The following is a 12593-nucleotide window of genomic DNA, read 5'->3' on the forward strand; positions in this document are numbered from 1 at the left end:
GATTAGTCTAAATTATTCGATTAGTAATTTAATATTTTTCATTTCCACACGAGCCGACAGCCATTCCTTGATCTTCTTACGTTCCGCATCTTTAATGATCGTCTTACTTTTCAGATAAACCAGCATAACCGTATCCGGCTTCGCCGTCTCCGTATTCACGATATACGTATTCGAGCAAGAAGCCTCGACTACATAGGGGAAAAGAACCTTCATCTCCGGGATCAACTCGGATGTCAAACGCCTATAACTCTGATATTTGTCAACCTGTCGTTTTAACGAATCTATCTGGATGGTCTGCGCACGTAGCACCTCCTCGCTATTCTTATATAAATCCTGCATCAAGAGGCTTTTCAACTCATTGATATCCGTGGCCTCTTGTCCGAAGCCTTGTTGCACGACTAAATGCACATCTTTCAATCCATACTTAGGCAATTTAGCCCGGGCGTTAGCGATCATCTCATCCGGTACCGTCTGGCCGATCAAGACTACTTTCACCTCCTTTTTCTCGCTCGTATCCGTAACGACCTTATTCAAGATTTGCGTATTCGGGAAAGTCAACTCCTCCGATACGAAGTTACGTACCCGATCATTGAAATAACTACTCCGGATCAAGTTATAACTCAAGAAAAGGCTCGGCACGATCGTGAAAAAAACAATGATACCCACGTAACGAGTCACGATCTTTTCCCGTTGTTTATCCAAGAAAACTTTCTTCGGATATTTCAACAAACGAACGACAACAAACGTAGCCAAACTGATAAAAACCGTATTGATAAAATACAGATAAAAAGCACCGAAAAAGTAATACAAATTGCCACTCGCCAACCCGAATCCAGCCGTACAAAGCGGAGGCATCAAAGCCGTAGCGATAGCTACACCCGGAATCACGTTACCCTTACTCTTTGTCGAGCTCGCCACGATTCCGGCCAGACCGCCGAAGAAAGCGATCAATACATCGTATACCGTAGGTTGCGTACGGGCAAGCAACTCGCTTTGCGCCTCGCTGATCGGTGAGATCAAGAAATATAAGGTGGAGGTAATCACGCTAAAAATAGTAGCGGTAGCGAAATTACGGAACGAACGCTTGATCAACTCGAAATCGGAGATTCCCAATCCCAAGCCGAATCCCATGATCGGTCCCATCAACGGCGAGATCAGCATGGCGCCGATAATCACGGCCGTAGAGTTCGTATTCAATCCGAGAGAGGCCACAAATGTAGCGAAAATAAGTACCCATAAATTTGTCCCCTTAAATTCGACTCCCTTCTTAATAGATTCTATCGTGTCCAGTTCATCCTCTTTGTCCTGCCTGACGTCGAAATTACGGACAAAAAAATCCATAATCTGTTTATGTAGCAATCCTTTTTCCATGCGGTATTAATCTTGTCCCATATTTATGCAAAGATATTTCAATTGTTTGTTTTTCTAACTATTTAATAGCTTTTTTATGGTGAGATTACGTATATTTGCATTTGTAATACAATAAACACAACAAGAGATTCTATTTGTATGAAACGATATCTAATACATTTATGCTTATTATTTATGTCCTTTGTCGTTTCATCTCAAACGACTACACCAGACTCGCTTAAAAGCGCCTTGCAAAAAACGACCTCCGAGCGCACAAGGCTGGAAATCCTCGCCAACTTGATGGATATCTCACGAAACGATGACATATTAGTAAACGCTAAACAACTCTATCAGGAAGCCTTAAAAGCGAATGACAATTACTATAAGGAAGCGGCATTGACCGAGATTCTCCGGCATTATATCAACACGGACCAAACCGATAGCGCAAATGTCTATATCGCCAAAGCCGAGCAGGAGCTAAAAGGAGAAGCCAGAACCAGCCTCGTATCGTTCATGAAAATGATCCAAGATACGCGCGTCATATTCTACACATCCGGTGAACCAAGAAGGAAAGTCCTCATGAATTGCCTATTCAAGCTGGAGGAACCCGACAAATTGTCTCCCTATGAGAAAATAGCCTGCAATTATGTACTTGGTATGGCTGTCAGCAACAGCGTCATGGAGGAGAACATGCTTAAGGAGGACTTCAAGCAAGGGAAAGAATATTTCGACAACGTCTTGACCGAGGCTGAAAAACTGCCCCTACGATACGCATACAATTTCTTGCCTAACACCTATTTCATGCTATGCGCCTACGCTGCCGACCCTTGGGAGAGAGGGAAATACGCAACCCGCTATCTCAATACGATCTTAGGATACTCCAATATCCCGGAGATGAGCAAACGTCCTTACGCGACTAACAAGCGCCACTTGCTAAGCGCCTACTCCAACCTCGCCATCAGCGCCGAGGCTATCGGGAAGGATTTGGCCACTTCCTATTTCCATGAGTTCCAAAAGTTATTGAAGGCTTATCCGGAGGCGGCTAGCACCACCCCGGAATACGAGCTATACTATACTTCCGCCAATTATTACCTAAACATCAAGGACTACATGAAATTCATTGAGTTCAGCGACTCCTTGATCAATTTCTCCAAACAAATACCGCTTTACAAGGAGCATGTAATCGCCTATGTATCCGCAAAAGCCGCCGCCTACGACAGCCTCCGGATGTACAAGGAGGCCTATGAGACATCCAAAGAGTATGCGGTATTGCTAGATACCTTGCGTATGCAAGAACTCCGGAAGAAAATGGAGAATCTCGAGATCGAGAAAGGGGCGAACAAGTTGGTGATCGAAAAGAAATCATTGGAATTGGAATTGCAGAAAAGCAAGAAGGAGAATTACCTATATATATCCCTATTGCTTCTAGCCTTATGCGCCGTGTTCTATATCTTTTTCCGGTTAGGCAAGATGAGATCTCTTTATCAAGCATTACAGAAATCCAACGAGCAGGTCCTGATAGCGAACCAGAAGGCACAAGAGAGCGAGGAGATGAAGACCGCCTTCATCCGGAATATGTCGCATGAGATACGGACTCCCTTAAACGCGATCAACGGTTTCTCGGAACTCATCACCAACGACGATATCTCCATGGACGAGAAACAGGCTTTCAGCCGTATTATCTATGAAAACTGTTACCACTTGACTTCCATGCTGAACAATCTCCTTGAGATCGCCCAGCTCGATAGCGGCAATGATTCCCTTCCTCTTGTTCCCACACGAATCCATGAGCTTTGTTTATATGAGATGCAACAGGTAAAGAAATATCAAGAGAAGCCGGAGATCAACTATGTGGTGGAAGGCGATAAGGAGAATGATATGATCTTGACCAACCGCGCTTATTTCAGCTTGATCATCTCGCATCTGCTGGCAAACGCAAATAAATTCACGGAGAAAGGAAGCATCACACTTTCATACCATCTGGATAGCGGAGCCAATTTAGTGACCCTGTCGGTAACAGATACGGGTTGCGGCATCCCTCAAGACAAACAGGAATGGATATTCGAGCGTTTCACGAAGACCAATGATTTCATTCCCGGCTCTGGCCTGGGGCTTTACCTATGTCGCTTGATCGTTAACCGGCTAAACGGTAAGATAAAGACAGATCCGTCTTATACGAAAGGCTCACGCTTCGTTATCACGATGCCAATCGCCACGCCGTCCAAGCCCTCCGAACCTACCGATTAACGAAAGAAACGTCCTACGTACGGGAGTTCTCGTAAAGGTAAATCCCTTTTAACCATAAACGCGATGAATACGCCTAATAAGATTGTACGGTATCCCAACCGGAGCCATTCAGACTGTATCGGCAGTGCCATGCCTGCCACGTATAACACCGTCGCCACTCCGAAATAAAGAAACGCGGATTTCAAGTCGTACTCGATCGGGAATTTCTTTTGTCCTACAAAATAGGATAAAAGCATCATCAATAAATTACAAAAGAACGATGCCCACGCACAAGCCATATAACCGTACGAGGGACCGAACAGCAAGATGATAGAGACCGTGGCCACACATCCGATCGTGGAGAAATAGGCGCCCCATCGTGTCTGGTCGATCAGCTTATACCATAAGGAGAGGTTGAAATAAATACCGAAGAACAACTCGCCCAGCATCACGATCGGCACTACCCGTAATCCGGGATAATAAGCCGGCCCGACAAAATACTTCAAGATATCGATATAGAACATTACCCCGAGGAAGATAAACAAGGCGAATATGATGAAATATTTCATCGCTTCCGAGTAGGCTTTCTTATTATCATCGCTCTTGTTTTTAGCGAAAATAAACGGCTCATAGGCATACCGGAAAGCCTGCGTGAACATCACCATCACCACGGCGATCTTGAAGCATGCGCCGTATATACCCAATTGCTCGTTCGCGTACTCCTTATCATCAAACAAGAATGGAAACAGGATCTTATCTGCCGTCTGGTTAAAGATACCGGCAATACCTAGAATGAGGATCGGGAAGGAATAACGCAAGATTTGTTTCAATACCGTTCCGTCTACTTTCGCCCGTATGCCCGGCAAGATATCCGGGATCAAAAGCAATAAGGTTATCAGTGTCGTAAACACGTTCGCCACGAATACATAGCCTACCCCATAATCCGGACGATAGAACCAGCTTATCGCCTCCGGATAGTGCGCATGCAACCACGGACAAGTGATCAAGAAGAATATATTCAAGATAATATTCAAGAAAATACTCAGCAACTTAATCCCGGCGAAACGCCATGCTTTCCCCTTATACCGAAGATAAGCGAACGGAATGCAACAAAAAGCGTCTACCGCCACGATACCCGCCATCATCCCGATATACTCCGGATGGTCGCCATATCCCAAGCTGGCGCTAATAGATGGCAATAAGGCGAAAACCGCTACGCTAAACAGCGCCGAACTTCCCAGCAAGCAATACAGCACGGAAGCATACACCCGCATCGGCTCTTGCTCCTCTTTTTTGTTGATGAAGCGGAAAAAACCCGTCTCCATGCCATAAGTAAGCAAGACCAGCAACAGGGCTGTCCAACCATATAAATTCGTCACGATCCCATAATCCCCTGTTCCGGCCAACACACGTGTGTACATCGGTACCAACATCCAATTCAGGAAACGCCCCACTATACTACTCAATCCATAAACGGCTGTCTCTTTAGCGAGCCGCTTCATTCCTCCTGCCATATCTATCTGTCTAATCAAATAAAAAACCTTGTTCCCCCACCCGGCTACGTCCCAGATGGGTATAAGCTAAATCGGTGACCTCACGGCCACGGGGCGTGCGTTTGATAAAGCCCTCTTTGATCAAGAAAGGCTCGTACACTTCTTCTAGCGTTCCGGGGTCCTCGCCCAAAGCCGTGGCGATCGTCGTTAATCCGACCGGGCCTCCCTGGAATTTATCAATGATCGTCGTCAGCAACTTATTATCGATCTGATCCAAGCCATACCGATCTATATTCAACGCCTCCAAAGAGAAGCAAGCGATCGCCTTATCGATATCTCCGTTCCCCTTCACTTGAGCGAAATCACGCACACGGCGCAATAAAGCGTTGGCGATACGAGGCGTACCCCGGCTACGGGAAGCGATCTCCCTAGCGGCGTTCAACTCACATTTTACATTCAAAATATTAGCACTACGGAGCACGATCTTCGTCAGCGTCTCCATATCATAATACTCCAAGTGCATATTGATACCGAAACGGGCACGCAGCGGACTAGTCAGCAAGCCGCTACGGGTCGTAGCGCCAATCAATGTAAACGGAGCCAAATCGATCTGTATCGAGCGGGCGCTCGGTCCTTTATCGATCACGATATCGATCCGGTAATCCTCCATAGCGGAATACAGGTATTCCTCCACGATCGGGCTCAGCCGGTGAATCTCATCGATAAAAAGCACGTCGTTCTTCTCCAGCGAGGTCAATACCCCGGCCAGATCTCCCGGCTTATCCAGCACCGGCCCCGACGTGACCTTGAAACCAACCCCCAACTCGTTCGCTATAATATTCGACAACGTCGTCTTTCCCAACCCGGGAGGTCCATGCAAAAGCACATGATCCAGCGCCTCCTTACGCATGCGGGCAGCCATGACGAACACCTTCAGGTTCTCCACCACCTTCGCCTGCCCGCTGAAGTCACGGAGCGAAAGCGGCCGAAGCACGTTCTCGTACTCTCGCTCGTTTTCCGGCATCCGGGCATCCCTTATATCAAAATCATCTTCCATATTCACGTTCATTGACTTGCAAAGATAATGTTAAACAACACATTCACGAAAATAGATGTATAAAATATTTTTCTGACAGTGAGAAAAGCATATGTTTGCTAAAAGAACACCTTTAAAAACATACTACCATGAAACTTATACTCACAATCTCTGCGATGATCCTGTTCCTGATAACGGGATGCGAAAGTGGCAAGCAACCGGCTAACGACTTTTTAACCGTGGATATCACGGCAAATTATCCGAAGAAGGAACTGATTCTTCAAGACTTTTTGGATGTGGAATACATCCCATTAGAAACGAATGAGGAATTCATAACCTCAGCCAGCATGCAAGCCATCGGCAAAAATCTCATAATCCTTAGAAACAAGAACGGACAAGACGGAGATATATTTATCTTCGACCAGACCGGAAAAGGCCAGAGAAAAATCAACCGCAGCGGCCAAGGTAGCCAAGAATACACGAATATCGGGTCTATTGCCCTCGATGAGGAGAAAGGTGAGCTGTTTATCAACAACTACTACTCGAGCCAGTTTATCGTATACGACCTGTCCGGAAACTTTAAGCGAACTTTAAAGTACGATAAAGATTTTAATTTCAATAGCGGGAAGACATACAATTTCGATCAAGACAACTTAATCTGCTACGATGAGATTGGCAATTATATAAATCTGAGAAAAAGCGCATTTTGGCTCCTGTCCAAACAAGACGGGAGCATTGTCAAGGAAATCGAACTCCCTTATGAGCATAAGATATCACCGTTTTTATCGAAAGGAGGTTGGGCCGCGGGACCTCGTAATACCGAATTAATTTCCCAAAATGGAAGTTGGGTTTTAGTAGAGCCATCTACAGATACGATTTATAGTTATTCGCAAGATCACTCTATCAAACCCTTTATCGTAAGGACTCCACCTATCCGCTCTATGGCCCCGGAAGTATTTCTTTATCCAAGTATTCTTACCGACCGGTATTATTTCATGCAAACAACAAAGAAACAATGGGATTTTGAGAAAGAAACCGGATTCCCCAGAACCGACTTGGTATATGATAAACAAGAGGACGCTATCTTTGAGTGTGTCGTATATAATAACGATTTCGTAGATCAGACACCCGTTAATATGTGGTACGAACACGGAATACTAAAGATCATCAATAACGATGGGATCGCTTTCATAAAGAAACTAGAAGCCAATGAGTTGGTGGAAGCCTACGGGAAAGGTAAGCTGAAAGGCCGCTTGAATGAGATCGCAGCGGGATTGAATGAGGAATCCAACCCCGTGATTATGGTGGCTAAGTATAAGGAGTAAAAAACTTCTTACTTATTGTCTATTTTTCCAGACTTGTTTTTTATTCGTACATGTTTTTCGGAAAACACGTACGTGAATTCCCAAAAACACGTACGTGAATCCGTGAAAACATGTACGTGTTTTTACGGAAATCCGACAAGCATATTTATCTATCTTATTATCAGCGAATTGTAAATCGACTTCATAGTAAGATATTATTGTTGAAAATTTACTTCTAAAGATACGGTTCCTCTCCTATATTTTATGTAACTTTGCTTATAAGTCGCATAAAATATAGGACGATATGAACCAGACAATTTATCCCATCGGCATACAGAACTTCGAGAAAATTCGCAAGGACGGCTATCTCTATATTGACAAGACAGCCTTGGTCTATCAATTGGTTACTACCGGACAGTATTACTTCCTCAGCCGCCCCCGACGCTTCGGGAAAAGCCTGTTGCTGTCCACGCTGGAGGCCTATTTCCAAGGGAAAAAGGAGCTGTTCGATAATTTATATTGGCAACCAATCCTACAAGATCCGCTTCTAGCCATTCTTGAGGAATCATAGGAAGGCGAGTCATTTGCGAGTGGCTCGCCTTTCTTGTTTAATAAATCTTAATATTTACCGGGGATATAAGTATCGTAAGCCATTAGAAAGTATATTCATGCGTAATCTCAATTTATTTATCATGAAATGTATATCTATCTACTTTGTGACCCTATTGTTACTGATGTCGGGCTGTGAATCCGGACGGAGGATCATCTTAAAAGATCTTCGTTGTGAGAACTTGGAGAATCCGGTTGCGATCGACAATACCCATCCCCATTTTAGCTGGAAAATCGAGACAGACGGGCAAACTATGCGGCAAGCGTATTTTGAGATACAAGTAGCCACGGATAGTTCCTTGCTGGCTCAAGGCAAAGCCGATCTATGGAATTCAGGTAAGGTGGAATCGTCCGCTTCCGTGATGGTCCCTTATCGAGGGAAAGAGTTGCGATCTAGTGTGCTGGCCTATTGGAAAGTCCGGGTATGGGATGATAAGGGGGAATCCTCGGACTGGAGTCCGGTCAATCGCTTTGGGATCGGGCTTTTGGATAAAGCGGAATGGCAAGGCAAATATATAGGGATGCCGGATGAGAAGAATCCGATGTTAAGGAAGAAGTTCGAGCTTCAAGACCGTGATGCCACATTACTCCTTCATGTAAACTCCTTAGGGTATCATGAGATCTATTTAAATGGCAGGAAGGTATCGGAAGATGTTCTCTCGCCGGCGACGTCTCAACTAAACAAAAGATCCTTGTCCGTGACGTACGATCTTACGCCGTACGCAAAGCAGGGAATAAACGACTTATTGCTCTGGTTGGGCCGTGGCTGGTACAGAAAAGCTACTTTTAATGCCGTTCATGATGGGCCGTTGGTTAAACTGCGATTGGACGAGATTCAAAGAAATGGCACTACAAGTACGCTACTCGTTACGGATAGCTCTTGGGAAGGCCGGGGAAGTATGTATGGTGAGACCGGTACCGGTACTTGGTATCCCCATCAATTCGGGGGTGAATGTGTGGATGGGAGGAAGGTGTTGCCGGATTTGACAACGGCTACGCTCGACGAACTGGATTGGAAGCCGGTGTTGGAGGTGGAGGTACCCGGGATAGAGGTAAGTCCCCAGATGTGTGAGCCTAATCGAATACAAGAGATCATCCGTCCCAAGGAAATCAAGCAGATAGGGGACAGTATTTGGCTCGTAGATATGGGACAGGCGTTAAATGGTTGGGTTGAGCTGAGTTTCCCAAAATTACCGGAAGGCCACCGGGTCCGTATGGAATATACGGATTGGTTAAATGAAAACGAAGATTTCAAGCCACAAGAGGAGAACGGACAGTATGAGGATTGGTATATCGGTTCCGGACAAGGCAAAGAGGTATTCCGAAATAAATTTAACCACCATGCGTTTCAATATATAAGGATATCCGGTTTGGCGAAAGCTCCCGAGGAGGTAACCGGCTATCTGATTCATACGGATTATAAGGATGCCTCGTCTTTCGAGTGCTCGGATCCGGACTTGAATGCTATCTATGCGATGATCAAATATACTTTCAAGAACCTAGCTTTCAGTGGTTATATCGTAGACTGCCCGCATTATGAGCGTATGGGATACGGTGGGGATGGAAATGCCTCTTGTAAGAGTTTCCAGACATTGTATGAGGGCTCTTCCGTGTATATGAACTGGATGCAGATGTGGCAGGATTGCATCCGTGAGGATGGGGGTATGCCGCATTGCGTACCGAATCCATACCCGGCGGGAGGTGGTCCGTATTGGTGTGGCTTTATTATCACGGGATCGTGGCAGACTTATTTGAATTATGGGGATAGCCGTCTGATCGAGCGATATTATCCGGTTATGCGACATTGGTTGCGTTATGTGGATGCGTATACGGTCGATGGGTTGCTGAAACGTTGGCCAGATACGGATTATCGGGCATGGTATTTAGGGGATTGGTTGGCTCCGGCGGGTGTCGATTATATGGCGCAGTCATCGGTAGATCTGGTTAGCAACTGCTTTATAAGCGATTGCCTCACTACGATGGAGAAGATCGCGAAGGTATTGGGGAAAGTGGAGGATGCCGCTAAGTATAAAGAGCGTCGCCAACGATTGAACGAGCTTATCCAGAAGACTTTCTATGATCCGGAGAAGAAACAGTACGCTACAGGCTCCCAGATCGATCGGATTTATCCGATGTTGGTCGGCGTGACAGATGAACAGCATATGCCCGAGGTAAAGGAAGGTTTATATCGAGAGACTTTGGAGAATTGTAAGGGCCATATCGGTTCCGGTTTGGTGGGTGTTACGATCTTGACCGATTGGGCGATAAAGAACGGAGAGGCTGATTTTCTCTATTCCATGCTGAAAAAGAGAGAGCTACCGGGATATCTATATATGATCGATCAAGGGGCTTCTACGACTTGGGAATACTGGTCGGGAGAACGTAGTAAGGTTCATAATTGTTTCAATGGCATTGGCGCTTGGTTCTGTCAGGCGATCGGAGGGATCTTGCCGGATGAGGATAGGCCGGGCTATAAACATTTCTTTATCAAACCGCAAGTGCCGGATGGCGTGACGTGGGCGAGGGTGGCGAGAGAGACCCCTTACGGTACGGCACGTGTGTCTTGGACTATGGAGAACCGATCGCTTTCCCTTGATCTGGAGATACCAGCGAATAGTACGGCGACTTTTATCGCTCCCTTTAACGTATCGAATTGTGTGTTAGATGGGAATAATGTAGAAATATCGGCGGGTTCGATTCTGTTGGAAAGTGGAAAACACACGCTATCGCTACCTGCGGAATAGGAATCATATGATTCCCTTCTTTTGGAAATAAATATAACTTAATACTACGAATATAACATGATTAAAGAAACATTATTAGCCTCTGCTTTCGGTTTATTGGGATTGGTGACCGTAGCTTGCGGCTCTCAAAAGAAAGATCAGATGGTGGAAGCTGTGTCGGAAACTGCATCGGAGACGGCTTGGTGCTTGGACGGGTTTGTGCGTCCGGCTGGTGTGAATCCGGTAATTAAGCCATTGCCAACTAAGTTTTATTGCCCGATGCGGGAAGATTCTGTAGCATGGGAGGAGAGTGACACATTTAATCCGGCGGCTACGATTTACGATGGGAAGATCGTGGTGATGTACCGTGCGGAAGATAACTCCGCTCAAGGAATCGGTTCCCGGACTTCCCGTTTGGGATACGCGACCTCTACTGACGGTATCCATTTTGAGAGGGATACGGAGCCTGTTTTTTATCCGGCTAAAGATAATCAAGCGGAGAACGAATGTCCCGGAGGTACGGAAGATCCTCGTATCGCTATGACCGAGGATGGTACGTATGTCTTGCTATATACGCAATGGAACCGCAAGGTGCCTCGTCTGGCGGTGGCGACCTCGAAGGATTTGAAACACTGGACGAAGTTCGGTCCGGCTTTTGAGAAAGCCTATAATGGTAAATTCAAGGATGAGGCGACTAAATCCGCATCGCTAGTCACGACTTTAAAGGGAGATAAGCAGGTCATTGCGAAAGTGAATGGCAAGTATTTCATGTACTGGGGGGAAAAGAACGTATATGCGGCTACCTCCGATAATTTGACCGATTGGGACCCACTGTTGGATGAGAATGGTGAGTTGCTTAAATTGTTCTCTCCCCGTTCCGGCTATTTCGATAGCCAGTTGACCGAATGTGGACCTCCCGCTATCTTGACGAAGGATGGTATCGTTCTGTTGTATAATGGTAAAAACGAACCGGGAGAAAAAGGGGATACCGCTTATCCGGCGAACTCTTATTGTGCCGGACAAGCATTGTTCGATGTAAATAACCCGACGAAATTGATCGGCCGTCTGGATAAGCCTTTCTTGCAACCGACGGATGACTTTGAGAAAAGCGGCCAATACCCTGCGGGTACGGTATTCGTGGAAGGACTGGTCTATTACCAGAATAAATGGTATCTGTATTATGGTTGTGCCGATTCATTCGTGGCGGTAGCCGTATCGGATAAACAATTGAATTTTTAAAGTATAATGAGGATAGAAATAATGATACAACTTGCAAGAAACTTGAAATGGATAACGACCACGGCGTTATCGCTCGCGTTGGTGGGAACTGCCTGTTCCGGTCCGACCCGGACTATCGAGGAGGTTCATTTCTCTGATTATGTAAATCCCTTTATCGGGGCGAGTACGAATACGGAGGCGGCCGGTGCTTACCATGGCTTGGGGAAGACCTTCCCCGGTGCGACTACCCCTTTCGGTATGGTACAGGTAAGTCCGAATACGATTACGGGGGGCGACAATGGTTCCGGATATAGCTACGAGCATGAGACGATCGAGGGATTCGCCTTTACACAGATGAGTGGTATCGGCTGGTACGGTGATCTGGGTAATTTATTGGTAATGCCTACCGTGGGCGATCTGCGTACGAACTCAGGAAAAGAGGGGGGCGTAGCCGGGTATCGTTCCCGGTATGATAAATCATCCGAGGAGGCCAAGGCTGGATATTATAAGGTATTGCTGAGCGATTACCAGATACAAGCGGAGGCGACTGCGGCTCCTCATAGCGGTATGCTGAGATTCGTTTTCCCCGAGAATAAGCAGTCCCGCATCCAGTTGGATTTAGCCCGTCGTGTAG

The 12593-nt window shown here is 46.0% G+C and carries 7 protein-coding genes and 2 pseudogenes; 6 read left to right on the plus strand and 3 right to left on the minus strand.

The genetic code is table 11. The annotated features are described in order from the left end of the window. Window positions 1–12 precede the first annotated feature (12 nt). Window positions 13–1371 carry a TIGR00341 family protein gene (locus QVP94_RS02080; protein WP_009016492.1) on the minus strand — a complete coding sequence of 453 codons (1359 nt, stop codon included), beginning with the start codon at window positions 1369–1371 and terminating at the stop codon, window positions 13–15. A gap of 138 nt (window positions 1372–1509) precedes the next feature. Here QVP94_RS02080 and QVP94_RS02085 point away from each other — a divergent pair, with 138 nt between their 5' ends. Continuing rightward, entirely contained in the window at window positions 1510–3597 is a 2088-nt protein-coding gene (locus tag QVP94_RS02085; RefSeq protein ID WP_022191844.1) for a sensor histidine kinase, read from the plus strand. Here QVP94_RS02085 and QVP94_RS02090 read toward each other — a convergent pair. After that, window positions 3594–5090: a lipopolysaccharide biosynthesis protein gene (locus QVP94_RS02090; protein ID WP_022191845.1), complete on the minus strand. Its 1497-nt coding sequence runs from the start codon at window positions 5088–5090 to the stop codon at window positions 3594–3596. The two genes, QVP94_RS02085 and QVP94_RS02090, sit on opposite strands and share 4 nt — an antisense overlap. A gap of 10 nt (window positions 5091–5100) precedes the next feature. After that, window positions 5101–6126, minus strand: coding sequence for a Holliday junction branch migration DNA helicase RuvB (ruvB, locus tag QVP94_RS02095; protein ID WP_010182716.1), 1026 nt, complete (start codon window positions 6124–6126; stop codon window positions 5101–5103). Between the two features lie 128 nt (window positions 6127–6254). Here ruvB and QVP94_RS02100 point away from each other — a divergent pair, with 128 nt between their 5' ends. From QVP94_RS02100 to QVP94_RS02120, 5 genes and pseudogenes are all read left to right on the plus strand, one after another. Beyond that, window positions 6255–7430, plus strand: a complete 1176-nt coding sequence (locus QVP94_RS02100; RefSeq protein WP_022191846.1) for a DUF4934 domain-containing protein — start codon at window positions 6255–6257, stop codon at window positions 7428–7430. A gap of 283 nt (window positions 7431–7713) precedes the next feature. Continuing rightward, a pseudogene (locus QVP94_RS02105) lies at window positions 7714–7950 on the plus strand (AAA family ATPase); the annotation flags it as partial. A 127-nt stretch (window positions 7951–8077) separates the two neighbouring features. Next, complete coding sequence (locus tag QVP94_RS02110) at window positions 8078–10762, plus strand: alpha-L-rhamnosidase (protein WP_022191848.1); 2685 nt, start codon at window positions 8078–8080, stop codon at window positions 10760–10762. A 57-nt stretch (window positions 10763–10819) separates the two neighbouring features. After that, the gene (locus QVP94_RS02115; protein ID WP_022191849.1) at window positions 10820–11980 is read left to right on the plus strand and encodes a beta-1,2-mannosidase; all 1161 of its coding nucleotides are present in this window, start codon (window positions 10820–10822) and stop codon (window positions 11978–11980) included. A 21-nt stretch (window positions 11981–12001) separates the two neighbouring features. Next, window positions 12002–12593 (plus strand): annotated as a pseudogene (locus QVP94_RS02120) (GH92 family glycosyl hydrolase); the annotation flags it as partial.

Source organism: Parabacteroides sp. CAG:2, from assembly GCF_000436315.1.
GTDB classification, from domain to species: Bacteria; Bacteroidota; Bacteroidia; order Bacteroidales; family Tannerellaceae; genus Parabacteroides; species Parabacteroides distasonis.